The sequence below is a fragment of the Streptomyces calvus genome, assembly GCF_006782915.1.
Taxonomy (GTDB): Bacteria; Actinomycetota; Actinomycetes; order Streptomycetales; family Streptomycetaceae; genus Streptomyces; species Streptomyces calvus.
Genome location: NZ_VCNP01000031.1, coordinates 37734 through 62569, shown reverse-complemented (window position 1 = coordinate 62569; position 24836 = coordinate 37734). Strand labels below are relative to the sequence as shown.

Below are 24836 nucleotides of genomic sequence, written 5' to 3'. Positions count from 1 at the left end.
ACGGGTTGAGATGCCTCGTAGCTTGAAGAAGGGACCCTTCGTCGACGACCACCTGATGAAGAAGGTGGACGCGCAGAACGAAGCCGGTACCAAGAACGTCATCAAGACCTGGTCCCGCCGCTCGATGATCGTCCCGGCGATGCTGGGCCACACGATCGCGGTGCACAACGGCAAGACCCACATCCCGGTGTTTGTCACCGAGTCGATGGTCGGCCACAAGCTCGGCGAGTTCTCGCCGACCCGCACCTTCCGGGGCCACGTCAAGGAAGACCGGAAGTCGAAGCGCCGCTAGCAGGCGGGGTGCAAACGACCAATGACAGACACTGAAGGGACAACCATGGAAGCCAGGGCCCAGGCGCGGTACATCCGCGTCACGCCCATGAAGGCCCGCCGCGTGGTGGACCTCATCCGTGGCATGGACGCCACGGAGGCTCAGGCGGTCCTGCGTTTCGCCCCGCAGGCCGCGAGCGTGCCGGTCGGCAAGGTGCTGGACAGCGCCATTGCCAACGCCGCGCACAACTACGACCACACCGATGTCGACAGCCTCTTCATTTCCGAGGCCTACGTCGACGAGGGCCCGACCCTGAAGCGGTTCCGGCCGCGCGCCCAGGGCCGCGCCTACCGGATCCGCAAGCGGACCAGCCACATCACCGTGGTCGTCAGCAGCAAGGAAGGAACCCGGTAATGGGCCAGAAGGTAAACCCGCACGGGTTCCGGCTCGGTGTCACGACCGACTTCAAGTCGCGTTGGTACGCCGACAAGCTGTACAAGGACTACGTCAAGGAAGACGTCGCCATCCGTCGGATGATGACGTCCGGCATGGAGCGCGCCGGCATCTCCAAGGTCGAGATCGAGCGCACCCGTGACCGTGTGCGTGTGGACATCCACACCGCGCGTCCGGGCATCGTCATCGGCCGCCGTGGCGCCGAGGCCGACCGCATCCGCGGCGACCTCGAGAAGCTCACCGGCAAGCAGGTCCAGCTGAACATCCTCGAGGTCAAGAACCCCGAGACCGACGCTCAGCTCGTGGCCCAGGCCGTCGCCGAGCAGCTCTCCTCCCGCGTCTCCTTCCGCCGCGCCATGCGCAAGAGCATGCAGTCGGCGATGAAGGCGGGCGCCAAGGGCATCAAGATCCAGTGCGGTGGCCGCCTCGGCGGCGCCGAGATGTCCCGCTCGGAGTTCTACCGCGAGGGCCGTGTGCCCCTGCACACGCTCCGCGCGAACGTGGACTACGGCTTCTTCGAGGCCAAGACGACCTTCGGCCGCATCGGTGTGAAGGTCTGGATCTACAAGGGCGACGTCAAGAACATCGCCGAGGTCCGCGCCGAGAACGCCGCCGCCCGCGCCGGCAACCGCCCGGCCCGTGGTGGCGCTGACCGCCCGGCCCGTGGTGGCCGCGGTGGCGAGCGTGGCGGTCGCGGTCGCAAGCCGCAGCAGGCTCCCGCTGCCGAGGCCCCCAAGGCCGAGGCTCCGGCTGCCGCTCCGGCTGAGAGCACCGGAACGGAGGCCTGACCGACATGCTGATCCCCCGTAGGGTCAAGCACCGCAAGCAGCACCACCCCAAGCGCAACGGCATGTCCAAGGGTGGCACGCAGGTTGCGTTCGGCGAGTACGGCATCCAGGCGATGACCCCGGCGTACGTCACGAACCGCCAGATCGAGGCGGCTCGTATCGCGATGACCCGTCACATCAAGCGTGGCGGCAAGGTCTGGATCAACATCTACCCGGACCGCCCGCTCACCAAGAAGCCCGCCGAGACCCGCATGGGTTCCGGTAAGGGTTCTCCGGAGTGGTGGGTGGCCAACGTCAAGCCCGGACGCGTCATGTTCGAGCTGTCGTACCCCAACGAGAAGATCGCCCGTGAGGCGCTGACCCGTGCGGCCCACAAGCTGCCGATGAAGTGCCGGATCGTCAAGCGCGAGGCAGGTGAAGCGTGATGTCGGCCGGTACCAAGGCGTCCGAGCTGCGCGAGCTGGGCAACGAGGAGCTTCTGGCGAAGCTTCGCGAGGCCAAGGAAGAGCTGTTCAACCTCCGCTTCCAGGCGGCGACCGGTCAGCTCGAGAACCATGGCCGTCTGAAGGCGGTCCGCAAGGACATCGCGCGGATCTACACCCTGATGCGCGAGCGTGAGCTGGGCATCGAAACGGTGGAGAACGCCTGATGAGCGAGAACAACGTGACTGAGACGAACACTGAGGCTCGGGGCTTCCGCAAGACCCGTGAGGGCATCGTCGTCAGCGACAAGATGGACAAGACCGTCGTCGTCGCTGTCGAGGACCGCAAGAAGCACGCGCTGTACGGCAAGGTCATCCGCAGCACGAGCAAGCTCAAGGCCCACGACGAGCAGAACGCCGCCGGCGTCGGCGACCGCGTCCTCCTGATGGAGACCCGGCCGCTGTCCGCGACGAAGCACTGGCGCGTCGTCGAGATCCTCGAGAAGGCCAAGTAGGCAATTCCCGCAAGGGAATTCCAACAAGTACGCCTGCGGGGCATCCCTCGCAGGACAGTTCCGCCAGGCTCCGGGGGCCGTTCGCTCAAGCAGATGAGCGGCCCCCGGGGAACCGGCAGACAAACAGGAGATAGACGTGATCCAGCAGGAGTCGCGACTGCGTGTCGCCGACAACACTGGTGCGAAGGAAATCCTTTGCATCCGTGTGCTCGGTGGCTCCGGTCGCCGCTACGCGGGCATCGGTGACGTCATCGTCGCCACCGTCAAGGACGCGATCCCCGGTGGCAACGTGAAGAAGGGTGACGTCGTCAAGGCGGTCATCGTTCGCACCGTCAAGGAGCGCCGCCGTCCGGACGGCTCGTACATCCGCTTCGACGAGAACGCCGCCGTCATTCTGAAGAACGACGGCGACCCTCGTGGCACCCGTATCTTCGGCCCCGTGGGCCGTGAGCTGCGCGAGAAGAAGTTCATGAAGATCATCTCCCTCGCGCCGGAGGTGCTGTGAGCATGAAGATCAAGAAGGGCGACCTGGTCCAGGTCATCACCGGTAAGGACAAGGGCAAGCAGGGCAAGGTCATCGCGGCCTTCCCCCGCGAGGACCGTGTCCTGGTCGAGGGTGTCAACCGGGTCAAGAAGCACACGAAGGCCGGTCCGACCGCTCGCGGTTCGCAGGCCGGCGGCATCGTGACCACCGAGGCCCCGATCCACGTGAGCAACGTTCAGCTCGTCGTGGAGAAGGACGGCCAGAAGGTCGTGACCCGCGTCGGTTACCGCTTCGACGACGAAGGCAACAAGATCCGCGTTGCCAAGCGGACGGGTGAGGACATCTGATGACGACCACCACCACTCCGCGTCTGAAGACGAAGTACCGCGAGGAGATCGCGGGCAAGCTGCGTGAGGAGTTCTCCTACGAGAACGTCATGCAGGTTCCCGGCCTCGTCAAGATCGTGGTCAACATGGGTGTGGGCGACGCCGCCCGCGACTCCAAGCTGATCGAGGGCGCCATCCGCGACCTCACCACGATCACCGGTCAGAAGCCGGCCGTCACCAAGGCCCGCAAGTCCATCGCGCAGTTCAAGCTGCGTGAGGGCCAGCCGATCGGTGCCCACGTCACGCTCCGTGGCGACCGCATGTGGGAGTTCCTGGACCGCACCCTGTCGCTCGCGCTGCCGCGCATCCGCGACTTCCGCGGCCTGTCCCCCAAGCAGTTCGACGGCCGTGGCAACTACACCTTCGGTCTCACGGAGCAGGTCATGTTCCACGAGATCGACCAGGACAAGATCGACCGTGTCCGGGGTATGGACATCACCGTGGTCACCACGGCGACCAACGACGAAGAGGGCCGCGCCCTTCTCCGTCACCTCGGCTTCCCGTTCAAGGAGGCGTGAGCGAGATGGCGAAGAAGGCTCTCATCGCGAAGGCTGCTCGCAAGCCCAAGTTCGGTGTGCGTGGCTACACCCGCTGCCAGCGCTGCGGTCGTCCGCACTCCGTGTACCGCAAGTTCGGCCTGTGCCGCGTGTGCCTTCGTGAGATGGCTCACCGTGGCGAGCTGCCGGGCGTGACCAAGAGCTCCTGGTAATCCGGGTAATTCCGGACTCCCAGGGCTCTCGGTAAGCAATGGGAACGGCGGGAGGCCCGCTCCGCATGGCTTAGGCTTGCGGGGTTGGGCACCTGCCGTGCCCGTACGACTTACTACGCCGTAGGTCCACCGCGCCGCACCCGTCCCGTCTCGGATCGGGGAGAGGGATGGCGCACCAGGAAACCCCGGCGAGAGAGGCCGAAGGCCAATTCATGACCATGACTGATCCGATCGCAGACATGCTTACGCGTCTGCGGAACGCGAACTCGGCGTACCACGACTCCGTGGCGATGCCGCACTCGAAGATCAAGTCGCACATCGCGGAGATCCTCCAGCAGGAGGGCTTCATCACGGGCTGGAAGGTCGAGGACGCCGAGGTCGGCAAGAACCTCGTCCTGGAGCTGAAGTTCGGCCCCAACCGTGAGCGCTCCATCGCGGGCATCAAGCGGATCTCCAAGCCCGGTCTCCGGGTGTACGCGAAGTCCACCAACCTGCCGAAGGTGCTCGGCGGCCTCGGCGTGGCGATCATCTCCACGTCGCACGGGCTCCTCACCGACAAGCAGGCCGGCAAGAAGGGCGTGGGTGGGGAAGTCCTCGCCTACGTCTGGTAGCGGAAGGGAACGGAGGAAACAGCTATGTCGCGCATCGGCAAGCTCCCCATCGCGGTTCCCGCCGGCGTGGACGTCACCATCGACGGCCGTACGGTCGCGGTCAAGGGCCCCAAGGGCTCGCTGACCCACACCGTCGTGGCGCCGATCGAGATCGCCAAGGGTGAGGACGGCGTTCTGAACGTCACCCGCCCCAACGACGAGCGTCAGAACAAGGCCCTGCACGGCCTGTCCCGCACGCTGGTGGCGAACATGATCACCGGCGTGACCCAGGGTTACGTGAAGAAGCTCGAGATCAGCGGTGTCGGTTACCGCGTTGTCGCCAAGGGTTCGAACCTGGAGTTCTCCCTCGGCTACAGCCACCCGATCACGGTCGAGGCGCCCGAGGGCATCACCTTCAAGGTGGAGAGCCCCACCCGCTTCTCGGTCGAGGGCATCGACAAGCAGAAGGTCGGCGAGGTTGCGGCCAACATCCGCAAGCTGCGCAAGCCCGACCCGTACAAGGCCAAGGGCGTCAAGTACGAGGGCGAAGTCATCCGCCGCAAGGTCGGAAAGGCGGGTAAGTAAGCCATGGCATACGGGCAGAAGATCCTCAAGGGCGACGCCTACAAGCGTGCTGCGATCAAGCGTCGTCACATCCGGATCCGCAAGAAGGTCGCCGGCACCGCCGAGCGTCCTCGCCTGGTCGTGACTCGTTCCAACCGCCACATCGTGGCGCAGGTGATCGACGACCTGAAGGGCCACACCGTGGCGTCGGCGTCCACCCTGGACGCGTCGATCCGCGGCGGCGAGGGCGACAAGTCCACGCAGGCCAAGCAGGTCGGCGCCCTGGTCGCCGAGCGCGCCAAGGCCGCCGGTGTCGAGGCCGTCGTGTTCGACCGTGGTGGCAACCAGTACGCCGGGCGCATCGCCGCTCTGGCGGACGCCGCCCGCGAAGCCGGTCTGAAGTTCTGAGCCGGTTCCGTAGCTAGCGGAAACAGAGAGAGGTAATTCCAATGGCTGGACCCCAGCGCCGCGGTGGCGGTGCCGGTGGCGGCGAGCGGCGGGACCGGAAGGGCCGTGACGGCGGCGCAGCTGCCGCCGAGAAGACCGCGTACGTTGAGCGCGTCGTCGCGATCAACCGCGTCGCCAAGGTTGTGAAGGGTGGTCGTCGCTTCAGCTTCACCGCGCTGGTCGTGGTGGGCGACGGTGACGGCACCGTGGGTGTCGGATACGGCAAGGCCAAGGAGGTGCCGGCCGCCATCGCCAAGGGCGTTGAGGAGGCCAAGAAGCACTTCTTCAAGGTCCCGCGTATCCAGGGCACCATCCCGCACCCGATCCAGGGTGAGAAGGCTGCCGGCGTCGTGCTGCTCAAGCCCGCGTCGCCCGGTACCGGTGTGATCGCCGGTGGTCCGGTGCGCGCCGTGCTCGAGTGCGCCGGTATCCACGACGTGCTGTCGAAGTCGCTCGGCTCCGACAACGCCATCAACATCGTGCACGCGACCGTGGAGGCCCTCAAGGGCCTGCAGCGTCCCGAGGAGATCGCGGCCCGCCGTGGTCTGCCGCTCGAGGACGTCGCCCCCGCGGCTCTTCTCCGTGCGCGTGCCGGGGCGGGTGTGTGATCATGGCGCAGCTCAAGATCACGCAGGTCAAGTCCTACATCGGCAGCAAGCAGAACCACCGTGACACCCTGCGTTCGCTTGGCCTGAAGAAGGTCAACGACGTGGTCGTCAAGGAGGACCGCCCCGAGTTCCGCGGCATGGTGCACACCGTCCGCCACCTCGTGACGGTCGAGGAGGTCGACTGATCATGGCGGAGAACAACCCGCTCAAGATCCACAACCTCCGTCCCGCCCCGGGCGCCAAGACCGCCAAGACCCGTGTCGGTCGTGGTGAGGCGTCGAAGGGTAAGACGGCCGGTCGTGGTACGAAGGGCACCAAGGCCCGTTACCAGGTTCCGGAGCGCTTCGAGGGTGGCCAGATGCCGCTGCACATGCGCCTCCCGAAGCTGAAGGGCTTCAAGAACCCGTTCAAGACCGAGTACCAGGTCGTCAACCTGGACAAGCTCGCCTCCCTCTACCCCGAGGGCGGAGAGGTCACGGTCGAGGACCTGGTCGCCAAGGGTGCCGTGCGCAAGAACAGCCTCGTCAAGGTCCTGGGCCAGGGCGAGATCTCCGTGGCGCTGCAGGTGACGGTCGACGCCGTCTCCGGCTCCGCCAAGGAGAAGATCACCGCCGCCGGCGGTACCGTCACCGAGCTCGTCTGACCCCGTCAGGTGTCTCGATGACGTAGAGCGATCCCGACCGGGGATACCCCACAAATGGGGTATCCCCGGTTGGTCGTTCCTAGGGCGGCAGTCTCGCCGGTAAGGTGGCCTGCGCTGCCCGATTACCTCGGGCGCCCCACGCGGGGCACTCAGGGCGGCAGTTGACCGTTACGTAATCGTCCTTAGTCGGAATCTCAAGACCGTCACCCTTGACGCAGTTGCGCGGGGGGTCGCAGGAGGCACCGTGCTCACCGCGTTCGCCCGGGCGTTCAAGACGCCCGACCTGCGCAAGAAGCTGCTCTTCACGCTCGGCATCATCGTGGTGTACCGGGTCGGTACGCACATCCCGATCCCGGGTGTCGACTACCGGAACGTCCAGACCTGTATCGACGCGGCCCAGGCGAACCAGGGCCTCTTCGGTCTGGTGAACATGTTCAGTGGCGGCGCGCTGCTCCAGATCACGGTCTTCGCGCTGGGCATCATGCCCTACATCACGGCGAGCATCATTCTGCAGCTGCTGACCGTGGTGATTCCGCGCCTGGAAGCCCTCAAGAAGGAGGGCCAGGCCGGCACGGCGAAGATCACGCAGTACACCCGTTACCTGACGGTCGCGCTCGCCATCCTGCAGGGTACCGGCCTGGTGGCCACCGCCCGCAGCGGCGCCCTCTTCCAGGGCTGCCCGGTCGCGAGCCAGATCGTCCCGGACCAGTCGATCTTCGTGACCATCACCATGGTCATCACCATGACCGCCGGTACGGCCGTCGTCATGTGGCTCGGTGAGCTCATCACCGACCGCGGCATCGGCAACGGCATGTCGATCCTGATGTTCATCTCGATCGCCGCGACCTTCCCCTCCGCCCTGTGGGCCATCAAGGAGCAGGGCAGCCTCGCGGACGGCTGGATCGAGTTCGGCACCGTCATCGCCGTGGGCCTGGTCATGGTCGGCCTGGTCGTCTTCGTCGAGCAGGCGCAGCGCAGGATCCCCGTCCAGTACGCGAAGCGCATGATCGGCCGTCGTTCCTACGGCGGTACGTCCACGTACATCCCGCTCAAGGTGAACCAGGCGGGTGTGATTCCCGTCATCTTCGCCTCGTCGCTGCTCTACATCCCGGCCCTCATCGCGCAGTTCTCCAGCGGCACCTCGGGTTGGAAGACCTGGATCGAGGCGCACCTGGTGAAGGGCGACCACCCGATTTACGTCAGCTTGTACTTCTTGCTCATCGTTTTCTTCGCGTTCTTCTACGTGGCGATCTCCTTCAACCCCGAGGAAGTCGCCGACAACATGAAGAAGTATGGTGGCTTCATCCCGGGCATCCGGGCTGGCCGACCGACCGCTGAGTACCTGAGCTACGTGCTCAACCGGATCACCTGGCCGGGTTCGCTGTACTTGGGTCTGATCGCTCTCGTACCGACGATGGCGTTGGTTGGTTTCGGGGCAAACCAGAACTTCCCCTTCGGCGGCACCAGCATCCTGATCATCGTGGGTGTGGGCCTCGAGACGGTGAAGCAGATCGAGAGCCAGCTCCAGCAGCGCAATTACGAAGGGTTCCTCCGCTGATGCGAATCGTCCTCGTCGGGCCGCCGGGTGCTGGGAAGGGCACACAGGCCACCCGCCTTGCCGAGAAACTGCGCATCCCGCACATCTCCACGGGCGACCTGTTCCGCGCCAACATCAGCCGGCAGACCGAGCTCGGGAAGCTCGCCAAGTCCTACATGGACGCCGGCAACCTGGTTCCGGACGAGGTCACCATCGCCATGGCCAAGGACCGCATGGAGCAGCCCGACGCCGAGGGCGGCTTCCTGCTGGACGGTTTCCCGCGCAACGTGTCGCAGGCCGAGGCGCTGGACGAGCTGCTGACGACCGAGGGCATCACGCTGGACGCGGTCCTCGACCTGGAAGCCCCCGAGGAAGAGGTCGTCAAGCGGATCGCCGGTCGGCGGATCTGCCGCAAGGACTCCGCGCACGTCTTCCACGCGACGTACAGCCCGCCGAAGCAGGACGGTGTCTGCGACATCTGCGGCGGTGAGCTGTACCAGCGCGACGACGACTCCGAGGAGACCGTCCGGACGCGGCTGGAGGTCTACCACACGCAGACCGAGCCGATCATCGACTACTACAAGGCGCAGGGCCTGGTCGTCACCATCTCCGCGATGGGCGCCGTCGACGAGGTCACCGGGCGGGCGCTGGAGGCGCTGAAGCGCGAGCAGTAGGTCTACGTGACGGCAGCCGCGGCTCCTTTCGGGGGGCCGCGGCTGCGGCGTGGCGGGGGTGTGTCGCGCGGCCCGGCGCCGACGAGGCGTCGCCGTCGCCGCGTGCGCCCGCGCCGTCCCGGGTGTCTCCCGGGCCCTCACGGCAGGGGGAGCACGTCCGCCCGCGGCGGGCCCGGCTCCGGCCCGTATCGTGGGAAGCGTTCGTTTCCGTTCTCCGGTCCAAGAAAGGCCGTCGTCCCCATGGTGCAGATCAAGAGCCCCGAGCAGATCGCCAAGATGCGTGAGGCGGGGCTGGTCGTCGCCGCCATCCACGCGGCCACCCGTGAGGCCGCAGTGCCCGGGGCCACGACGAAGGACCTGGACCAGGTGGCCCGCAAGGTGCTCGCCGAGCACAACGCCAAGCCGAACTTCCTCGGCTACGGCGGTTTCCCGGCCACCATCTGCACCTCCGTGAACGAGGTCGTCGTCCACGGCATCCCCTCCGACGACGTGGTCCTCAAGGACGGCGACGTCATCTCCATCGACTGCGGCGCGATCGTCGACGGCTGGCACGGCGACGCCGCCTACACCGCGTTCGTGGGGTCCGGTCACTCCCCGGAGCTGGTCGAGCTGTCCCGGGTGACCGAGGAGTCGATGTGGGCCGGCATCGCGGCCATGAAGCAGGGCAACCGGCTCGTGGACGTCTCCCGTGCCATCGAGACGTACATCCGCCGCCAGCCGAAGCCGGGCGGCGGCAAGTACGGGATCATCGAGGACTACGGCGGCCACGGCATCGGCACCGAGATGCACATGGACCCGCACCTGCTGAACTACGTCGACCGCCGCCGCGGCAAGGGCCCCAAGCTGGTTCCGGGCTTCTGCCTGGCCATCGAGCCGATGGTCTCGCTGGGCACCCCGCGCACCGAGGTCCTGGAGGACGACTGGACGGTCGTCACCACCGACGGCACCTGGTCCTCCCACTGGGAGCACTCCGTCGCCCTGACCGAGCAGGGCCCGCTGGTCCTCACGGCTCCCGACGGCGGCAGGGCCAAGCTGGCCGAGCTGGGCGTCACGGCGGCGCCGGATCCGCTCGGTTAAGGATCAGCCGGGTGGGGCAGACTTCCCCGATTCGTCTTTCCGGGTGCGCTGACGTAGACTGACTCGTCGGCTCTTGTGCACCCGCATGCCTGCATGTACTCAACACGGTGCACGCGCGGAGTCGATCAAGGTAGTCGATTCGAAGGGCGAAGCGTGGCCAAGAAGCAAGGTGCCATCGAGATCGAGGGCACTGTCGTCGAGTCTCTTCCGAACGCCATGTTCAAGGTCGAGCTCCAGAACGGCCACCAGGTCCTGGCACACATCAGCGGCAAGATGCGCATGCACTACATCCGCATCCTCCCTGACGACCGGGTCGTGGTGGAGCTCTCTCCGTACGACCTGACGCGTGGCCGGATCGTCTACCGGTACAAGTAGATCTTGCCCGCGCCCCGGCTCGCCGGGGCGGTGGCACTGACCCGGAGAACCTCACATCCCATGAAGGTCAAGCCGAGCGTCAAGAAGATCTGCGACAAGTGCAGGGTGATCCGCCGTCACGGCCGGGTCATGATCATCTGCGAGAACCCGCGCCACAAGCAGCGCCAGGGCTGACCGCAGCACGATCGACCCTCTGCGACTTCCGCAGAACTTCGCGCGACGCGAGCAACATGTTCATACGCAGGGCCCGAGCCGTACGGCTCGACACCCCCGGCTCGGAGGCTGGGGACCCAGTTCGTACCTGGTACGGCGGCTGGGAGCCGGTCCTGTGGAAGACCTCCGACAATCAACTGGAGCCATTGAATGGCACGCGTTTCCGGTGTTGACATCCCGCGCGAAAAGCGCGTGGAGATCGCCCTCACCTACGTGTTCGGCATCGGCCGGACCCTTTCGCAGCAGACGCTGGCCGCCACCGGCGTCGACCCGAACACCCGCGTTCGCGACCTCTCCGAGGAGCAGCTCGTCGCGATCCGCGAGTACGTCGACAACAACATCAAGACCGAGGGTGACCTCCGTCGCGAGATCCAGGCCGACATCCGCCGCAAGGTCGAGATCGGCACCTACCAGGGTCTGCGTCACCGTCGCGGTCTGCCCGTCCGCGGTCAGCGCACCAGCACCAACGCGCGTACCCGCAAGGGCCCGCGTCGCGCCATCGCCGGCAAGAAGAAGCCGGGCAAGAAGTAGTCCGCAGCGGACCTCTGTCCACGGTCTTCGCTGTAGGACCGACCACCTCCCGTAGGAGTTACAGATGCCCCCCAAGGGTCGTCAGGGCGCTGCCAAGAAGGTGCGCCGCAAGGAAAAGAAGAACGTCGCTCACGGCCACGCGCACATCAAGAGCACGTTCAACAACACGATCGTCTCGATCACGGACCCGTCCGGCAACGTGATCTCCTGGGCCTCCGCCGGCCACGTCGGCTTCAAGGGCTCCCGGAAGTCCACGCCGTTCGCCGCGCAGATGGCCGCCGAGTCGGCCGCCCGCCGCGCCCAGGAGCACGGCATGCGCAAGGTCGACGTGTTCGTCAAGGGCCCGGGCTCCGGTCGTGAGACCGCGATCCGCTCCCTGCAGGCCACGGGCCTCGAGGTCGGCTCCATCCAGGACGTCACCCCGACCCCGCACAACGGCTGCCGCCCGCCGAAGCGCCGCCGCGTCTGACGCACCGGCTCGGTCGGTCGGCGCCCTGCTGGGGGTGCGGGGGTCGTCCCCCGCAATGTCACAGCACGGCTGCCGCCCGCCGAAGCGCCGCCGCGTCTGACGCACGGCCGCTTCGATCGGCTTCGGGTTCCGGGCGGTACGGCACGTAAGCGCCGTATCGCCCGTACCCTTGCAGTACCCGCACTTTTCACCGGGTGCGGTTTCCGTCGGACGTCAAATAGCGGGCGTCCACGAAAGAAGGATCTGATCCACACATGCTGATCGCTCAGCGTCCCTCGTTGACCGAAGAGGTCGTCGACGAATTCCGCTCCCGGTTCGTGATCGAGCCGCTGGAGCCGGGCTTCGGCTACACCCTCGGCAACTCGCTCCGCCGCACCCTCCTGTCGTCGATCCCCGGTGCCGCTGTCACCAGCATCCGCATCGACGGCGTCCTGCACGAGTTCACCACCGTGCCGGGCGTCAAGGAGGACGTCACCGACCTGATCCTCAACATCAAGCAGCTGGTCGTCTCCTCGGAGCACGACGAGCCGGTCGTGATGTACCTGCGCAAGCAGGGCCCGGGTCTGGTCACCGCCGCCGACATCGCCCCGCCGGCCGGTGTCGAGGTGCACAACCCCGACCTCGTCCTCGCCACGCTCAACGGCAAGGGCAAGCTGGAGATGGAGCTGACGGTCGAGCGCGGCCGCGGTTACGTCTCCGCCGTGCAGAACAAGCAGGTGGGCCAGGAGATCGGCCGGATTCCGGTCGACTCGATCTACTCGCCGGTCCTCAAGGTCACCTACAAGGTCGAGGCGACCCGTGTCGAGCAGCGCACCGACTTCGACAAGCTGATCGTCGACGTCGAGACCAAGCAGGCCATGCGTCCCCGTGACGCCATGGCGTCGGCCGGCAAGACCCTGGTCGAGCTGTTCGGTCTGGCGCGCGAGCTCAACATCGACGCCGAGGGCATCGACATGGGCCCGTCCCCGACGGACGCCGCCCTCGCCGCCGACCTGGCGCTGCCGATCGAGGAGCTGGAGCTCACCGTTCGGTCGTACAACTGCCTCAAGCGTGAGGGCATCCACTCCGTGGGTGAGCTCGTCGCGCGTTCCGAGGCCGACCTGCTCGACATCCGCAACTTCGGTGCGAAGTCGATCGACGAGGTCAAGGCGAAGCTGGCCGGCATGGGCCTGGCCCTCAAGGACAGCCCGCCCGGATTCGACCCGACCGCCGCCGACGCCTTCGGCGCCGATGACGACGCCGACGCCGGTTTCGTGGAGACCGAGCAGTACTGATTCGGCCGCCGGTCCGTTGTGGCTGGTCGCGCAGTGCGCCGCGCCCCTTACGGGGCGCGGGCCCTTCCGGCGCTTGAGAAGGCGACCGGATCTCCGACAGGCAACCGTCTGCTCGGATACTGACCCCGGTACCTGACACGGCCGGGGCAGACACACAGGAGAAGAACCATGCCGAAGCCCACCAAGGGTGCCCGTCTGGGCGGCAGTGCCGCGCACGAGAAGCTGATGCTCGCGAACCTCGCGAAGTCGCTCTTCGAGCACGGCCGCATCACCACCACCGAGGCGAAGGCGCGCAAGCTGCGTCCGTACGCCGAGCGTCTGGTCACCAAGGCGAAGAAGGGCGACCTTCACAACCGCCGTCAGGTGCTCCAGGTCATCACGGACAAGAGCGTCGTCCACACGCTCTTCACCGAGATCGGCCCGCGCTACGAGAACCGTCCCGGTGGCTACACCCGCATCACCAAGATCGGTAACCGCCGTGGCGACAACGCGCCCATGGCCGTCATCGAGCTGGTCGAGGCGCTGACGGTGGCTCAGGAGGCGACCGGCGAGGCCGAGGCCGCCACCAAGCGCGCGGTCAAGGAAGACGCCCTCAAGAAGGACGAGGCCGTCGAGGCCAAGGCCGACGAGGCTGCCGAGGCCCCGGCCGAGGAGTCGAAGGACGCGTAAGCGTTCTGCCGAGAGCTGTCGACCGGCGGCCGCGGCTCGCCGCGGCCGGCCGCGTAGTTCTCCGCGCCCCTTCAGGGCGTCGCGGGCCCGTTCCCTTCCAGGAACGGGCCCGCTTTCGTGTGGGTGAGAGGATCTCTGGGTGAGCGACGAAGTACAGCCCGGGTTCGTACGGGTGCGGCTGGACCTTTCCTACGACGGCACCGAGTTCTCGGGCTGGGCCAAGCAGGCCGGGGGCCGGCGGACCGTGCAGGGGGAGATCGAGGACGCCCTGCGGACCGTGACCCGGTCCGGGACGACGACGTACGAGCTGACCGTGGCCGGACGGACCGATGCCGGGGTGCACGCACGGGGCCAGGTGGCGCACGTGGACCTGCCCGCCGGAGTGTGGGCGGAGCACAAGGAGAAGCTGCTCAAGCGGCTCGCCGGCCGGCTGCCCAAGGACGTACGGGTCTGGGCCCTGCGGGAGGCGCCGCCCGGATTCAACGCCCGGTTCGCCGCGATCTGGCGGCGCTACGCCTACCGCGTCACCGACAACCCCGGCGGCGTCGACCCGCTGCTGCGCGGACACGTGCTGTGGCACGACTGGCCGCTCGACGTCGACGCGATGAACGAGGCCGCCCGCGCGCTGCTCGGCGAGCACGACTTCGCCGCGTACTGCAAGCGCCGGGAGGGCGCGACGACGATCCGCACGCTCCAGGAACTGAGCCTGGTGCGGGGCGAGGACGGCATCATCACGGCGACCGTCCGGGCGGACGCCTTCTGCCACAACATGGTGCGCTCGCTGATCGGCGCGCTGCTGTTCGTCGGCGACGGCCACCGCCCGCCGGACTGGCCGGGCCAGGTCCTCGCCGCGGGCGTCCGCGACTCGGCCGTCCACGTCGTACGCCCCCACGGCCTGACCCTGGAGGAGGTCGGCTACCCGGCCGACGAACTCCTCGCGGCCCGCAGCAAGGAGGCCCGCAACAAGCGCAGCCTGCCGACGGCGGGCTGCTGCTGAACCCGGCCCGCCGGCGGCGGCGTCACTCGTTCGCCGCCGCCGAGGCCTGCGCCTCGCCCCTGCGCCGGATCTGACGGAACGTGAACTCCTGAAGGTCGTCGCCGGTGGCGAAGACGGCCGTGTCCTTGGTCGTCACGTCCTTGCCGTCGGTGAAGCCGGCCAGGGTGAAGTAGGCGTAGCGGCCGTAGGAGTTGGTGGTGGAGCGGCAGACCGCGCCGACGCAGAAGTCCTTGACGCCGCCGCCCGACAGGGACTTGACGATGCTCTTGTCGTCGGCCTGCTGCTTGGCCCTGGTCGCCTGCGCCTCGGTGTCGAACAGGGCCACGCCGACCGTGACCGCCACGTCGTCCTTGGTGTAGGTGACGCGGATCAGGCGGGTGCAGCCGTTGTCGTCGAGGACCTTGGGCAGCGTGGCCTTGGCGGCCGACGCGCACTTCTCGGTGTCGGCGGTGGGGCCCTTCTTGTAGACCGTCTCACCCATGGTCAGCTGGGTGCCCGGGAAGAGGATGTCGGGGCTCAGCGGAGCCTTGTCCTTCTTCGCGCTGGCGATGAAGTCCTTCGGGTCCAGCGGGGGCGGGGCGCTGGTCGGGGCGAACGACGGGACGGTGCCCGTGGCGCTCGGTATGTCAGCGGTGCCGGGCAGCTGGGTGGAAGGGCCCGGCGAGGCCTCGTTGCCGCCGTTCGCCGAGACGACCGCCACCGCCACGGCCGCGCCTATCGCGACGGTTGCCAGGGCGCCGCCGCCGATGAACAGCAGCCGACGCCGCTTCGCGCGCGCCTCGGAGGCTTCGGCGAGCGCCGCCCAGTCGGGTGACTGGTCGGCGCCGCCGCTGTTCCACGGCTGCTGGGAATTCGGTTTCCAGGGATCCCACTGCTGTTGAGGTCCCCCCTGCCCAAAGCTCATGGGGCGCATCTTAGACGGGGCAAGGGGTGTGCTGGTCCGTCCCAACGGGCCTCGCAGGGCCTAGCGTTGCCCGCATGGTGACGGGCAAAAGCGACATCTCCGGGTGGTTGGTGCGGCCTGCGGGCGGGCCGCTGTGGTCCGCGCTCGCGGTCGTGCTGGGGGCGCTGACGACCCATACGGTGCTGGTGACCTCGGGCGGAGGGATGGACAACGCGATCGTCGTGGACGCCGCGCGGACTTGGCTGGCCGGTGGTTCGCCCTATGACGATCCGCACTTCCTCTACTTCCCGAGCGCGGTCCTCGCCGCCGTACCGCAGGCGCTGCTGCCGCGGTCCGTGCTCGACGTGCTGGTGCCCCCGGCGGTGACCGGCGCGCTCGCGCTGGGCTGGGCCTGCGCCCTGCGGCTGCACCGCGTACCGCTGCACAGCAGGCTCGCCGCCCTCGGGCTGCTGGGGCTCGCGGCCGGATTCGCGCCGTTCGGGCAGCTGGTGCGACTCGGGAACTGGACGGTGACGGCCGTGCTGGCGCTGCCGCTGTGCCTGCTGCTGGCGAGCCGGGGCCGGTGGGTGGCGGCGGGCGCGGTCGTCGGGGTGGCCGTGGCGTTCAAGCCGCTGCTCGCGCCGATGGCGCTGCTGTTCTGCTTCGCGCGCCGGTGGCGGGCGCTGGGTGTGCTGGTGCTCGTGCCGTCGGCGGCGTCGGTCGCGGCGGCGCTGCTGATGCCGGACCCGGCGGGCTTCCTCACCCGCACCCTGCCCTTCCTGCTGCGCGGCGACGACGCCTTCGTACGGCTCTACGAGGCGTCCCCGGCGGCGGTGCTGCCCCGGCTCGGCGTGCCCGGCGCCCCGGCCGCGCTGCTCGGCGTGCTCGGGGCGGCCGCGGGAGTGGTGTGCGCGTACCGGCGCTGGTGCGGGCCGGGGCCGCTGCCGGCGCGCCTCGCGGAGACCTCCGCGGCGCTGATGCTGTCGGCGTTCCTGGTCTCCCGCCCCTCCTACAACCACTACCTGTTGGTGGTCCTGCCGCTGCTGCTCGCCGGAGCGCCGCACCCCGGTGCGGTGGCCCGGCGGCCCTGGTTCTGGCTCTCGCTGGTTCCGCAGCTGCCGGGCGTGCCGTGGCCGTGGCTGGAGTCGGTGCGCCGGCGGGCCTTCCGGGACGCCGTCACGCTGTGCGTGCTGGCCGTGACGGTGGCGCGGCACTGCCTGCGGGGGACGAGGGAGGCGGACGGGCCGCGCGGGGCGCCCGATCCGGGGCGCGCACCCGTAGAACCCGTAGAATCGGTGTAGCCCACCGGGGACGGGCTCGTTTTGACCCGTCCGGCCGAGCGTGGGTATCCTGCATGTTCGTTGTGTGTAGTGGCTTACTCATTCTCACGTGAGGGGCCCTTACACCGGTCCACCGGGCCGATGACCAGCGACCAGCACGCGGTTTGCGTCACCGCTGTGCGGTCAGGGCTGTCGTGATCGTCTTCGGTGACCTTGTCAGGACCATTCACTGAAGAAGCGAAGGCTACGAACCGTGCGTACGTACAGCCCCAAGCCCGGCGATGTGACGCGCCAGTGGCACGTCATCGACGCTCAGGACGTCGTCCTGGGCCGTCTGGCCTCCACTGCGGCCTCCATCCTGCGCGGCAAGCACAAGCCCATCTACGCGCCCCACGTCGACACCGGTGACTTCGTCATCATCATCAACGCCGACAAGGTGCACCTGTCCGGCAACAAGCGGACCCAGAAGATGGCCTACCGCCACTCGGGCTACCCGGGTGGTCTGCGCTCCGTCCGCTACGACGAGCTGCTCGCGAAGAACCCCGAGAAGGCCATCGAGAAGGCCGTCAAGGGCATGCTCCCCAAGAACACCCTGGGCCGTCAGATGCTCTCGAAGCTGAAGGTCTACTCGGGCGACCAGCACCCGCACGCCGCTCAGCAGCCGGTGCCGTTCGAGATCACCCAGGTCGCGCAGTAAGTCCGGCCACCCCTAAGACTGAAGAGAATCTGAGGAGAATCGTGGCCGAGACCACTGCCGAGCAGCCGCTCGAAGAGCTTGACATCGACAGCTACACCACCGAGTCCGAGGTGCCCGTCGAGGGCGAGTACACCTCGGAGTCCATGGCCTCCCGCTTCGGCGAGCCCCAGCCGGCCGCCGGCCTGGGCCGCCGCAAGAACGCCATCGCCCGCGTCCGGATCGTCCCGGGCTCCGGCAAGTGGAAGATCAACGGTCGCACCCTCGAGGACTACTTCCCGAACAAGGTGCACCAGCAGGAAGTCAACGAGCCCTTCAAGGTGCTCGAGCTCGAGGGCCGTTACGACGTCATCGCCCGCATCGCGGGTGGCGGTGTCTCCGGTCAGGCCGGTGCGCTCCGTCTCGGTGTCGCCCGTGCGCTGAACGAGGCGGACGTCGACAACAACCGCGGCCCGCTGAAGAAGGCCGGCTTCCTGCGCCGCGACGACCGCGCGGTCGAGCGGAAGAAGGCCGGTCTGAAGAAGGCCCGCAAGGCCCCGCAGTACAGCAAGCGCTAATCGCAGGGCGCTCGCGCGTACTCCGAACGCCCCGGCGGCACGCCACAGTGCTGCCGGGGCGTTCGTTTTCTCATTGCCGTGGGCGTATAACGGCACAAGGTGCTCAAAGGCTAATGTGATCGGATGGTCGGGCGCTGTATGTGCGCCGATGCGGAGCCGCACGCGCATCGCGGCCGTCGAACACTCACCGGCTTCGTCAGCGGCACGACCGTCGGCCGGCCGGGCGGGCCCGGAGCCCCGGCGCGACCTCGGCCGGGGGCCCGGCACCGCTTTCGATACTGATGCTTCCTCAGGAGGACAAGTGGGACGACTCTTCGGCACGGACGGCGTGCGCGGTGTCGCCAACGCGGACCTGACGGCGGAGATGGCCCTCGGCCTGTCCGTCGCCGCGGCGCACGTACTGGCCGAGGCGGGCACGTTCGAAGGGCACCGGCCCACCGCCGTGGTCGGACGCGACCCCCGTGCGTCCGGGGAGTTCCTCGAAGCCGCCGTGGTCGCCGGCCTGGCCAGCGCCGGCGTGGACGTCCTGCGCGTCGGTGTGCTGCCGACGCCCGCCGTGGCGTACCTCACCGGCGAGCTCGGGGCCGACCTCGGCGTGATGCTCTCCGCGAGCCACAACGCCATGCCGGACAACGGCATCAAGTTCTTCGCCCGCGGCGGTCACAAACTCGCCGACGAGCTGGAGGACCGGATCGAGGCCGTGTACGAGGAGCACCGCACCGGTGCCCCCTGGGACCGCCCGACCGGCTCCGGCGTCGGCCGGGTCCGGGACTACGACGAAGGGCTCGACAAGTACGTCACCCACCTCCTCGGCGCCCTCCCGAACCGCCTCGACGGCCTGCGGATCGTCCTCGACGAGGCGCACGGCGCCGCCGCCGCGGTCTCGCCGGAGGCATTCACCCGGGCCGGCGCCGACGTCGTCACCATCGGTGCCGAACCGGACGGGCTCAACATCAACGACGGCTGCGGCTCGACCCACCTGGACCAGCTCAAGGCCGCCGTCGTCGCGCACGGGGCCGACCTGGGCATCGCGCACGACGGCGACGCCGACCGGTGCCTGGCCGTGGACCACACCGGTGAGGAAGTCGACGGCGACCAGATCCTCGCCGTGCTCGCGCTGGCCATGCGGGAGCGGTCCGAGCTGCGCTCCGAAGCCGTCGTCGCGACCGTGATGTCCAACCTCGGCTTCAAGCTCGCCATGGAACGCGAAGGCATCCGGCTCGTGCAGACCGCCGTCGGCGACCGGTACGTCCTGGAGGAGATGAAGGAGAAGGACTACGCCCTCGGCGGCGAACAGTCCGGCCACGTCATCATCCTCGACCACGCCACCACCGGCGACGGCACGCTCACCGGTCTGCTGCTCGCGGCGCGGGTCGCCCAGGCCGGGCGTCCGCTGCGGGAGCTGGCGTCGGTGATGGAGCGGCTGCCGCAGGTGCTGATCAACGTGCCGGACGTGGACAAGTCCCGGGTCAAGACCTCCGCGGAACTCGCCGCGGCCGTCACCGAAGCCGAGCGGGAGCTGGGGGAGACGGGGCGCGTGCTGCTGCGGCCCTCGGGTACGGAGCCGCTGGTGCGGGTGATGGTGGAGGCCGCCGACATCGACCAGGCCCGGTCGGTGGCGGGGCGGCTGGCGGACGCGGTGAAGTCGGCGCTCGGGTAGCGGCGGTCGGGTAGGGGTGCTCGGCTAGGGGTGGTCGGCTCCGGGGGCTGCGGTTGGTGGGGGTCTGCGGTCCGGTGGGGGCGGGCGTGCGATGCCTGCGGCGCAGGGGTCCCTTCGGTGAGGGCTCGGGTAGCGCCTGCGGGGGTACGTGGGGCGGGGCCGGGGCGGAGGTGTCCGTCCTCGGACCGGCGCGGAATGGGGTGCCTGAAAAGCGTGGGGTGTTGACGCGCCAGTCGCTGCGGGCGGGCACCCCCGCCCCGGCCCCTTCCCGCCGTACGCGGCCGCGGGGAACGCGGACCCTTCGGGCTTGGTTCTTCTGCGCCGTCCGGGGTCCGGCTGTCCGTTCCGGGTGTCGGGGTTCTGTCCGGTGGCTTCGAGCCGTGTGCGGCGCGGGGAGTGCGGGCCCTCCGGGCTTGGTACTTCTGCCCCGTACGTGTGCGGTTGTGGGCGTCAGGTCGTGGCGCGGCGGCGCAGGCGTTCGTGCTGCTTGGACCAGAGGGACTTCTGGATCAGTAGGGTGAGGGTGCCGGCGATGATGATGCCGACCAGGTTGAGCAGCAGCTGCTCGCTGGAGCCCCACGTCTGCACGGTGTCGCCGTAGCTCAGGGCCACGGCGGCGTTGGCGGCGGCCGGGACCGTCGTCACCGAGATGGCGACACCGACCAGGGCGCCGGACTTGGCGGACGTCAGCGACAGCGTGCCGGCCGCGCCGGCCAGGACCGCCACCACGAAGGAGAACCAGTCGGGGGCGTAGACGAAACCGGTCTGCGGTCGGTCGGCGTCCAGTTGTTCCTGGCTGAACAGGCCGACCGCGTCCATGAAGAGGCTGAACAGGACCGTCACCGCCATCGCCACGGCGAAGCCCACCAGCAGGGCGATCAGCGAGCGCAGCGCGAGGCGGGGCCGGCGCTGCACCGCGGCGGTGGAGATGCCGGCCAGCGGGCCGAACTCCGGGCCCACCGCCATCGCGCCCACGATCAGGATCGCGTTGTCCAGCACCACACCGCAGGCCGCGATCATGGTGGCCAGCGTGATGAATGCCAGGTAGGTGACGGAGAGGGTCGACTCCTCGTGGGTCGCCTCGCTGAGGTGCTCCCACAGCACGGCGTCCGCGCTCTCGCCGGGCGCCTCCTTCTCGGCCTTGTCCGCCCGCTCCGACAGCGACAGGTCGATGTTCTCCACGGCGATGGAGCCCGTCGTGTCCAGGCCCAGCCGCTGCAGCCCGCTGAGCAGGTCGTCGGCCGCCTCCCGGGCCACGTCGCACAGCACGACGTCCCCGCTGGGATTGCGGGCCGCGCCCGGCAGCACACACAGATGCGTGGTGCCGATCGTGCCGTCGATCAGGCGGACCGCGGCATCGGTCTTCTCGGCCGGTGTGATCAAACGCAGGTGCAGCATGGCGGCAGCGTAGCGGTCACAGTTTCCGCAGGCTGAGCCGCTGGACCTTGTGGTCCTGGCCCTTGCGCACCACCAGCGTGGCCCGGCCGCGCGTGGGCGCGATGTTCTCCACGAGGTTCGGCTTGTTGATGGTGCGCCACATCGTGCGGGCGTAGTCGAGGGCCTCCTCCTCGGAGACCTGGGTGTACTTGCGGAAGTACGACGACGGGTCCTGGAACGCGGTCTCGCGCAGCCGCTTGAAACGGTTGAGGTACCAGCGTTCGATGTCCTCGGCGCGGGCGTCCACGTACACGCTGAAGTCGAAGTAGTCGGCGAGACCGACGCGGGTGCGGCCGTCCTTGCCGGGCAGCGCCGGCTGCAGGACGTTGAGCCCTTCCACGATCAGGATGTCCGGGCGGCGCACGGTGAGCCGCTCGCCGGGGACGATGTCGTAGATGAGGTGCGAGTACACCGGCGCGGTGACCTCGCTCTTGCCCGCCTTGATGTCGGCGACGAAACGCGTCAGGGCGCGGCGGTCGTACGACTCGGGGAAGCCCTTGCGGGACATCAGGCCGCGGGCCTGGAGTTCCCGGGTCGGCAGCAGGAAGCCGTCCGTGGTGACCAGCTCCACGCGCGGGTGCTCGGGCCAGCGGGACAGCAGCGCCTGGAGCAGGCGGGCGACGGTGGACTTGCCGACCGCGACCGAACCGGCGACCCCTATGACGAACGGTGTGCCCGACTGGGAGCCCTGCTCGCCGAGGAAGGTGTTCAGCGCGCCGCGCAGCCCGTCCGTGGCGCCGACGTAGAGGTTGAGCAGCCGGGACAGCGGCAGGTAGATGTCCCGCACCTCGTCGAGGTCGATGACGTCGCCGAGGCCGCGCAGCTGCTCGACCTCCGCGGCCGACAGCGGCAGCGGAGTCTTGTCGCGCAACGCGCTCCACTCGGCACGGGTGAGGTCGACGTAAGGAGTCGCCTCCGGCCGCTGCCGGTGGGCGCTCCGGGGCATCGAGGAGACCGGAGAGATCACAGTCCATTGTTAACGGGATTTGAACGGTGCGGCAGGTGTGCTGTGTCACGCCCGGCCCGGCCGGCCCGCTCGTGCACCGGTGGGAATTTCCGATTTCGGGCACGCGGAGGCCGTTTCGGGCGGCTGACGGACCGTAGGCTGCCGGGCATGTGCGGAATCGTGGGATACGTGGGGCAGCAGTCGGCGCTGGACGTCGTGACGGCCGGACTGAAGCGGCTGGAGTACCGGGGCTACGACTCGGCGGGCGTCGCCGTGCAGGCCGACGGCGGCCTGGCCACGGCGAAGAAGGCCGGGAAGCTGGTCAACCTGGAGAAGGAGCTGGCCGACCGCCCGCTCCCGGCCGGCACCACCGGCATCGGCCACACCCGCTGGGCCACCCACGGCGGCCCGACCGACGCCAACGCCCACCCGCACCTCGACAACGCGGGCCGGGTCGCCGTCGTGCACAACGGCATCATCGAGAACTTCGCCGCACTGCGCGAGGAGTTGGCCGAACGCGGCCACGACCTGGTCTCCGAGACGGACACCGAGGTCGTCGCCCACCTGCTCGCCGAGGAGTACTCCGCCTGCGCGGACCTCGCCGAGGCGATGCGGCTGGTGTGCCGGCGCCTGGAAGGCGCGTTCACCCTGGTCGCCGTGCACGCGGACGAAGCGGACGTGGTGGTCGGGGCGCGCCGCAACTCGCCGCTGGTGGTGGGGGTCGGCGACGGCGAGGCGTTCCTCGCCTCCGACGTCGCCGCGTTCATCGCGCACACCCGCTCCGCGATCGAGCTGGGCCAGGACCAGGTGGTCGAACTGCGCCGGGACGCGGTCACCGTCACCGGCTTCGACGGCAGCCCGGCCGACGTCCGCTCGTACCACGTCGACTGGGACGCCTCCGCAGCCGAGAAGGACGGCTACGCCTCCTTCATGCTCAAGGAGATCGCCGAGCAGCCGAAGGCCGTCGCCGACACGCTGCTCGGACGCATCGACGGCTCCGGTTCGCTGGTCCTGGACGAGGTCCGCATCCCGGCGAACGTGCTCCGCGAGGTCGACAAGGTCGTCATCGTGGCCTGCGGCACGGCCTTCCACGCCGGTCTGATCGCCAAGTACGCCATCGAGCACTGGACGAGGATCCCCTGCGAGGTGGAACTGGCGAGCGAGTTCCGCTACCGCGACCCCATCCTCGACCAGCAGACCCTCGTCGTCGCCATCTCCCAGTCCGGCGAGACCATGGACACCCTGATGGCGCTGCGGCACGCCCGCGAACAGGGCGCGAAGGTCCTCGCGATCTGCAACACCAACGGCTCCACCATCCCCCGCGAGTCCGACGCGGTGCTGTACACGCACGCCGGGCCGGAGGTCGCGGTCGCCTCCACCAAGGCGTTCCTGACCCAGCTGGTCGCCTGCTACCTGGTCGCGCTGTACCTCGGCCAGGTGCGGGGCACCCAGTGGGCCGACGAGATCCGCGCGGTGGTCCGCGACCTGTCGTCGATCGGCGGTGCGGTGGAGCGGGTCCTGGAGACGATGGAGCCGGTACGGGAGCTGGCCCGCTCCCTCGCCGACAAGAACACGGTGCTGTTCCTCGGCCGGCACGTCGGCTACCCGGTGGCGCTGGAAGGCGCGCTCAAGCTGAAGGAGCTCGCCTACATGCACGCCGAGGGGTTCGCGGCGGGCGAGCTGAAGCACGGGCCGATCGCGCTGGTCGAGGACGACCTGCCGGTGGTCGTGGTCGTGCCGTCGCCGCGCGGGCGGTCCGTCCTCCACGACAAGCTCGTCTCCAACATCCAGGAGATCCGGGCGCGCGGTGCGCGGACCATCGTCATCGCGGAGGAGGGTGACGAGGCGGTCGTCCCGTACGCCGACCACCTGATCCGCGTCCCGGTCACGCCGACGCTGCTCCAGCCGCTGGTCGCCACCGTGCCGCTGCAGGTGTTCGCGTGCGAGCTGGCGACGGCGCGCGGCAACGAGGTGGACCAGCCGCGGAACCTCGCCAAGTCGGTGACGGTCGAGTAGGGCCGGGACAGGGCGGCATGGGCCGAGACGGGCCGGAACAGGCCGGGACAGGGCGGCATGGGCCGAGACGGGCCGGGACAGGCCGGGACAGGTTTTAGGGTTCCCGCATGAGCATCATCGGAGTGGGGATCGACGTCGCCGAGATCGATCGGTTCGCGGCGTCCCTGGAACGTACGCCCGGACTGGCGCAGCGGCTGTTCCTGGAGAGCGAACTGCTGCTGGCCGGCGGGCAGCGGCGCGGCGTCGCCTCGCTGGCCGCGCGGTTCGCCGCCAAGGAGGCGCTGGCCAAGGCGCTCGGCGCGCCGGCCGGGCTGTACTGGACCGACGCCGAGGTGTGGTGCGAGGACAGCGGACAGCCGCGGCTGCGGGTGACGGGCACGGTGGCCGCCCGGGCCGCGGAACTGGGCGTGCGGTCCTGGCACGTGTCGCTCAGCCACGACGCCGGGGTGGCCTCGGCCGTCGTGATCGCGGAAGGATGACGATGCCGACGGCGTTCCCCGGCGTCGCGGCGGACCTGCCGGTGTGGGCCGAGGCATTCCTCGTCGTCGGCGCCGTGCTGACCGTGGTGTTCACCCTCGTACGACTGCTGCGCGGCCGCCGTCGTTGATACGGGGTGCGTGATTCGCTTGGACGGGGGTAGACGCGTGGAGCCGGTGCCCGGAACGGGC

The 24836-nt window shown here is 68.9% G+C and carries 36 protein-coding genes; 33 read left to right on the top strand and 3 right to left on the bottom strand.

Annotated elements, in window-relative coordinates:
• Positions 1–10: 10 nt before the first annotated feature.
• From rpsS to truA, 26 genes are all read left to right on the top strand, one after another.
• A complete protein-coding gene (gene rpsS, locus FGW31_RS13650) occupies positions 11–292 on the top strand; it encodes a 30S ribosomal protein S19 (RefSeq protein ID WP_006130777.1) in 282 nt (93 codons plus the stop codon).
• 45 nt (positions 293–337) lie between these two features.
• Positions 338–685, top strand: coding sequence for a 50S ribosomal protein L22 (rplV, locus tag FGW31_RS13645; protein ID WP_006130776.1), 348 nt, complete (start codon positions 338–340; stop codon positions 683–685).
• Positions 685–1512: a 30S ribosomal protein S3 gene (rpsC, locus tag FGW31_RS13640; protein ID WP_004927271.1), complete on the top strand. Its 828-nt coding sequence runs from the start codon at positions 685–687 to the stop codon at positions 1510–1512. Before rplV ends, rpsC begins: the two co-directional genes overlap by 1 nt.
• Positions 1513–1517: 5 nt before the next feature.
• On the top strand, positions 1518–1937 hold the full coding sequence (rplP, locus tag FGW31_RS13635) for a 50S ribosomal protein L16 (protein WP_111003148.1): 420 nt from the start codon (positions 1518–1520) through the stop codon (positions 1935–1937).
• On the top strand, positions 1937–2161 hold the full coding sequence (gene rpmC / locus FGW31_RS13630) for a 50S ribosomal protein L29 (RefSeq protein ID WP_007494763.1): 225 nt from the start codon (positions 1937–1939) through the stop codon (positions 2159–2161). The genes rplP and rpmC overlap by 1 nt, the downstream gene beginning before the upstream one ends.
• A complete protein-coding gene (rpsQ, locus tag FGW31_RS13625) occupies positions 2161–2448 on the top strand; it encodes a 30S ribosomal protein S17 (RefSeq protein ID WP_006130775.1) in 288 nt (95 codons plus the stop codon). The genes rpmC and rpsQ overlap by 1 nt, the downstream gene beginning before the upstream one ends.
• 136 nt (positions 2449–2584) lie before the next feature.
• A complete protein-coding gene (rplN, locus tag FGW31_RS13620; RefSeq protein WP_003998823.1) occupies positions 2585–2953 on the top strand; it encodes a 50S ribosomal protein L14 in 369 nt (122 codons plus the stop codon).
• Between the two features lie 2 nt (positions 2954–2955).
• Complete coding sequence (rplX, locus tag FGW31_RS13615) at positions 2956–3279, top strand: 50S ribosomal protein L24 (protein WP_133919849.1); 324 nt, start codon at positions 2956–2958, stop codon at positions 3277–3279.
• Positions 3279–3836 carry a 50S ribosomal protein L5 gene (gene rplE / locus FGW31_RS13610; RefSeq protein ID WP_019526952.1) on the top strand — a complete coding sequence of 186 codons (558 nt, stop codon included), beginning with the start codon at positions 3279–3281 and terminating at the stop codon, positions 3834–3836. The genes rplX and rplE overlap by 1 nt, the downstream gene beginning before the upstream one ends.
• Positions 3837–3841: 5 nt before the next feature.
• On the top strand, positions 3842–4027 hold the full coding sequence (locus tag FGW31_RS13605; protein WP_003948630.1) for a type Z 30S ribosomal protein S14: 186 nt from the start codon (positions 3842–3844) through the stop codon (positions 4025–4027).
• Between the two features lie 212 nt (positions 4028–4239).
• Positions 4240–4638, top strand: coding sequence for a 30S ribosomal protein S8 (rpsH, locus tag FGW31_RS13595; RefSeq protein ID WP_004984520.1), 399 nt, complete (start codon positions 4240–4242; stop codon positions 4636–4638).
• A gap of 24 nt (positions 4639–4662) precedes the next feature.
• Positions 4663–5202, top strand: coding sequence for a 50S ribosomal protein L6 (gene rplF, locus FGW31_RS13590; protein ID WP_142193686.1), 540 nt, complete (start codon positions 4663–4665; stop codon positions 5200–5202).
• A gap of 3 nt (positions 5203–5205) precedes the next feature.
• Positions 5206–5589 (top strand): 50S ribosomal protein L18, encoded by a 384-nt coding sequence (gene rplR / locus FGW31_RS13585; protein WP_142193685.1) that lies wholly within the window; start codon positions 5206–5208, stop codon positions 5587–5589.
• Positions 5590–5630: 41 nt separating this feature from the next.
• Positions 5631–6236, top strand: coding sequence for a 30S ribosomal protein S5 (rpsE, locus tag FGW31_RS13580; protein ID WP_004984517.1), 606 nt, complete (start codon positions 5631–5633; stop codon positions 6234–6236).
• A gap of 2 nt (positions 6237–6238) precedes the next feature.
• The gene (gene rpmD, locus FGW31_RS13575) at positions 6239–6421 is read left to right on the top strand and encodes a 50S ribosomal protein L30 (protein ID WP_004984515.1); all 183 of its coding nucleotides are present in this window, start codon (positions 6239–6241) and stop codon (positions 6419–6421) included.
• A gap of 2 nt (positions 6422–6423) precedes the next feature.
• Positions 6424–6879 (top strand): 50S ribosomal protein L15, encoded by a 456-nt coding sequence (gene rplO, locus FGW31_RS13570; RefSeq protein WP_006130771.1) that lies wholly within the window; start codon positions 6424–6426, stop codon positions 6877–6879.
• Between the two features lie 244 nt (positions 6880–7123).
• Complete coding sequence (gene secY / locus FGW31_RS13565; RefSeq protein ID WP_142193684.1) at positions 7124–8437, top strand: preprotein translocase subunit SecY; 1314 nt, start codon at positions 7124–7126, stop codon at positions 8435–8437.
• Positions 8437–9090, top strand: coding sequence for an adenylate kinase (locus FGW31_RS13560; RefSeq protein ID WP_142193683.1), 654 nt, complete (start codon positions 8437–8439; stop codon positions 9088–9090). Before secY ends, FGW31_RS13560 begins: the two co-directional genes overlap by 1 nt.
• Positions 9091–9330: 240 nt before the next feature.
• Positions 9331–10167, top strand: a complete 837-nt coding sequence (map, locus tag FGW31_RS13555; protein WP_142193682.1) for a type I methionyl aminopeptidase — start codon at positions 9331–9333, stop codon at positions 10165–10167.
• 153 nt (positions 10168–10320) lie between these two features.
• Positions 10321–10542, top strand: a complete 222-nt coding sequence (gene infA, locus FGW31_RS13550; protein ID WP_003948620.1) for a translation initiation factor IF-1 — start codon at positions 10321–10323, stop codon at positions 10540–10542.
• 60 nt (positions 10543–10602) lie between these two features.
• A complete protein-coding gene (gene rpmJ, locus FGW31_RS13545) occupies positions 10603–10716 on the top strand; it encodes a 50S ribosomal protein L36 (protein WP_004984509.1) in 114 nt (37 codons plus the stop codon).
• 189 nt (positions 10717–10905) lie between these two features.
• Complete coding sequence (gene rpsM / locus FGW31_RS13540; RefSeq protein ID WP_004984507.1) at positions 10906–11286, top strand: 30S ribosomal protein S13; 381 nt, start codon at positions 10906–10908, stop codon at positions 11284–11286.
• A 64-nt stretch (positions 11287–11350) separates the two neighbouring features.
• Positions 11351–11755, top strand: a complete 405-nt coding sequence (gene rpsK, locus FGW31_RS13535) for a 30S ribosomal protein S11 (protein WP_003956432.1) — start codon at positions 11351–11353, stop codon at positions 11753–11755.
• Positions 11756–12009: 254 nt separating this feature from the next.
• Entirely contained in the window at positions 12010–13029 is a 1020-nt protein-coding gene (locus FGW31_RS13530; protein ID WP_142193681.1) for a DNA-directed RNA polymerase subunit alpha, read from the top strand.
• Positions 13030–13197: 168 nt separating this feature from the next.
• Complete coding sequence (gene rplQ / locus FGW31_RS13525) at positions 13198–13698, top strand: 50S ribosomal protein L17 (protein WP_142193680.1); 501 nt, start codon at positions 13198–13200, stop codon at positions 13696–13698.
• Positions 13699–13837: 139 nt separating this feature from the next.
• Positions 13838–14695, top strand: a complete 858-nt coding sequence (truA, locus tag FGW31_RS13520; protein ID WP_142193679.1) for a tRNA pseudouridine(38-40) synthase TruA — start codon at positions 13838–13840, stop codon at positions 14693–14695.
• Positions 14696–14717: 22 nt separating this feature from the next.
• Here the strand turns inward: truA and FGW31_RS13515 are convergent, their stop codons facing one another.
• Entirely contained in the window at positions 14718–15599 is an 882-nt protein-coding gene (locus tag FGW31_RS13515; protein WP_142193678.1) for a hypothetical protein, read from the bottom strand.
• Between the two features lie 74 nt (positions 15600–15673).
• Here FGW31_RS13515 and FGW31_RS13510 point away from each other — a divergent pair, with 74 nt between their 5' ends.
• The 4 genes from FGW31_RS13510 (at position 15674) to glmM (ending at position 19769) form a co-directional block, all read left to right on the top strand.
• Positions 15674–16879 (top strand): glycosyltransferase 87 family protein, encoded by a 1206-nt coding sequence (locus FGW31_RS13510; protein ID WP_142193677.1) that lies wholly within the window; start codon positions 15674–15676, stop codon positions 16877–16879.
• Positions 16880–17111: 232 nt separating this feature from the next.
• Positions 17112–17555 (top strand): 50S ribosomal protein L13, encoded by a 444-nt coding sequence (gene rplM / locus FGW31_RS13505; protein WP_019526965.1) that lies wholly within the window; start codon positions 17112–17114, stop codon positions 17553–17555.
• Positions 17556–17596: 41 nt separating this feature from the next.
• A complete protein-coding gene (gene rpsI, locus FGW31_RS13500) occupies positions 17597–18109 on the top strand; it encodes a 30S ribosomal protein S9 (protein WP_129799256.1) in 513 nt (170 codons plus the stop codon).
• A gap of 301 nt (positions 18110–18410) precedes the next feature.
• Positions 18411–19769: a phosphoglucosamine mutase gene (gene glmM, locus FGW31_RS13495; protein ID WP_142193676.1), complete on the top strand. Its 1359-nt coding sequence runs from the start codon at positions 18411–18413 to the stop codon at positions 19767–19769.
• Positions 19770–20219: 450 nt separating this feature from the next.
• On the opposite strand, the gene FGW31_RS13490 is transcribed toward glmM, so the two are convergent.
• A complete protein-coding gene (locus FGW31_RS13490) occupies positions 20220–21167 on the bottom strand; it encodes a DUF389 domain-containing protein (protein WP_142193675.1) in 948 nt (315 codons plus the stop codon).
• A 16-nt stretch (positions 21168–21183) separates the two neighbouring features.
• Positions 21184–22152 (bottom strand): type I pantothenate kinase, encoded by a 969-nt coding sequence (gene coaA, locus FGW31_RS13485; protein ID WP_161175040.1) that lies wholly within the window; start codon positions 22150–22152, stop codon positions 21184–21186.
• A gap of 168 nt (positions 22153–22320) precedes the next feature.
• Between coaA and glmS the strand changes: the two genes are divergently transcribed.
• The 3 genes from glmS to FGW31_RS35950 all read left to right on the top strand — a co-directional run bounded on the left by glmS (position 22321) and on the right by FGW31_RS35950 (position 24775).
• On the top strand, positions 22321–24168 hold the full coding sequence (gene glmS, locus FGW31_RS13480; protein WP_142193673.1) for a glutamine--fructose-6-phosphate transaminase (isomerizing): 1848 nt from the start codon (positions 22321–22323) through the stop codon (positions 24166–24168).
• Positions 24169–24275: 107 nt separating this feature from the next.
• Positions 24276–24647, top strand: a complete 372-nt coding sequence (locus tag FGW31_RS13475; RefSeq protein ID WP_142193672.1) for a holo-ACP synthase — start codon at positions 24276–24278, stop codon at positions 24645–24647.
• A 2-nt stretch (positions 24648–24649) separates the two neighbouring features.
• Positions 24650–24775, top strand: a complete 126-nt coding sequence (locus FGW31_RS35950; RefSeq protein WP_259396625.1) for a hypothetical protein — start codon at positions 24650–24652, stop codon at positions 24773–24775.
• Positions 24776–24836 lie beyond the last annotated feature (61 nt).

Bases quoted from the DNA above. Each gene is read 5' to 3' on its own strand.
- rpsS (WP_006130777.1), top strand. From the start codon at position 11: ATGCCTCGTAGCTTGAAGAAGGGACCCTTCGTCGACGACCACCTGATG.
- rplV (WP_006130776.1), top strand. From the start codon at position 338: ATGGAAGCCAGGGCCCAGGCGCGGTACATCCGCGTCACGCCCATGAAG.
- rpsC (WP_004927271.1), top strand. From the start codon at position 685: ATGGGCCAGAAGGTAAACCCGCACGGGTTCCGGCTCGGTGTCACGACC.
- rplP (WP_111003148.1), top strand. From the start codon at position 1,518: ATGCTGATCCCCCGTAGGGTCAAGCACCGCAAGCAGCACCACCCCAAG.
- rpmC (WP_007494763.1), top strand. From the start codon at position 1,937: ATGTCGGCCGGTACCAAGGCGTCCGAGCTGCGCGAGCTGGGCAACGAG.
- rpsQ (WP_006130775.1), top strand. From the start codon at position 2,161: ATGAGCGAGAACAACGTGACTGAGACGAACACTGAGGCTCGGGGCTTC.
- rplX (WP_133919849.1), top strand. From the start codon at position 2,956: ATGAAGATCAAGAAGGGCGACCTGGTCCAGGTCATCACCGGTAAGGAC.
- rplE (WP_019526952.1), top strand. From the start codon at position 3,279: ATGACGACCACCACCACTCCGCGTCTGAAGACGAAGTACCGCGAGGAG.
- FGW31_RS13605 (WP_003948630.1), top strand. From the start codon at position 3,842: ATGGCGAAGAAGGCTCTCATCGCGAAGGCTGCTCGCAAGCCCAAGTTC.
- rpsH (WP_004984520.1), top strand. From the start codon at position 4,240: ATGACCATGACTGATCCGATCGCAGACATGCTTACGCGTCTGCGGAAC.
- rplF (WP_142193686.1), top strand. From the start codon at position 4,663: ATGTCGCGCATCGGCAAGCTCCCCATCGCGGTTCCCGCCGGCGTGGAC.
- rplR (WP_142193685.1), top strand. From the start codon at position 5,206: ATGGCATACGGGCAGAAGATCCTCAAGGGCGACGCCTACAAGCGTGCT.
- rpsE (WP_004984517.1), top strand. From the start codon at position 5,631: ATGGCTGGACCCCAGCGCCGCGGTGGCGGTGCCGGTGGCGGCGAGCGG.
- rpmD (WP_004984515.1), top strand. From the start codon at position 6,239: ATGGCGCAGCTCAAGATCACGCAGGTCAAGTCCTACATCGGCAGCAAG.
- rplO (WP_006130771.1), top strand. From the start codon at position 6,424: ATGGCGGAGAACAACCCGCTCAAGATCCACAACCTCCGTCCCGCCCCG.
- FGW31_RS13560 (WP_142193683.1), top strand. From the start codon at position 8,437: ATGCGAATCGTCCTCGTCGGGCCGCCGGGTGCTGGGAAGGGCACACAG.
- map (WP_142193682.1), top strand. From the start codon at position 9,331: ATGGTGCAGATCAAGAGCCCCGAGCAGATCGCCAAGATGCGTGAGGCG.
- rpmJ (WP_004984509.1), top strand. From the start codon at position 10,603: ATGAAGGTCAAGCCGAGCGTCAAGAAGATCTGCGACAAGTGCAGGGTG.
- rpsM (WP_004984507.1), top strand. From the start codon at position 10,906: ATGGCACGCGTTTCCGGTGTTGACATCCCGCGCGAAAAGCGCGTGGAG.
- rpsK (WP_003956432.1), top strand. From the start codon at position 11,351: ATGCCCCCCAAGGGTCGTCAGGGCGCTGCCAAGAAGGTGCGCCGCAAG.
- FGW31_RS13530 (WP_142193681.1), top strand. From the start codon at position 12,010: ATGCTGATCGCTCAGCGTCCCTCGTTGACCGAAGAGGTCGTCGACGAA.
- rplQ (WP_142193680.1), top strand. From the start codon at position 13,198: ATGCCGAAGCCCACCAAGGGTGCCCGTCTGGGCGGCAGTGCCGCGCAC.
- FGW31_RS13515 (WP_142193678.1), bottom strand. From the start codon at position 15,599: ATGAGCTTTGGGCAGGGGGGACCTCAACAGCAGTGGGATCCCTGGAAA.
- FGW31_RS13510 (WP_142193677.1), top strand. From the start codon at position 15,674: ATGGTGACGGGCAAAAGCGACATCTCCGGGTGGTTGGTGCGGCCTGCG.
- FGW31_RS13490 (WP_142193675.1), bottom strand. From the start codon at position 21,167: ATGCTGCACCTGCGTTTGATCACACCGGCCGAGAAGACCGATGCCGCG.
- coaA (WP_161175040.1), bottom strand. From the start codon at position 22,152: ATGCCCCGGAGCGCCCACCGGCAGCGGCCGGAGGCGACTCCTTACGTC.
- glmS (WP_142193673.1), top strand. From the start codon at position 22,321: ATGTGCGGAATCGTGGGATACGTGGGGCAGCAGTCGGCGCTGGACGTC.
- FGW31_RS13475 (WP_142193672.1), top strand. From the start codon at position 24,276: ATGAGCATCATCGGAGTGGGGATCGACGTCGCCGAGATCGATCGGTTC.
- FGW31_RS35950 (WP_259396625.1), top strand. From the start codon at position 24,650: ATGCCGACGGCGTTCCCCGGCGTCGCGGCGGACCTGCCGGTGTGGGCC.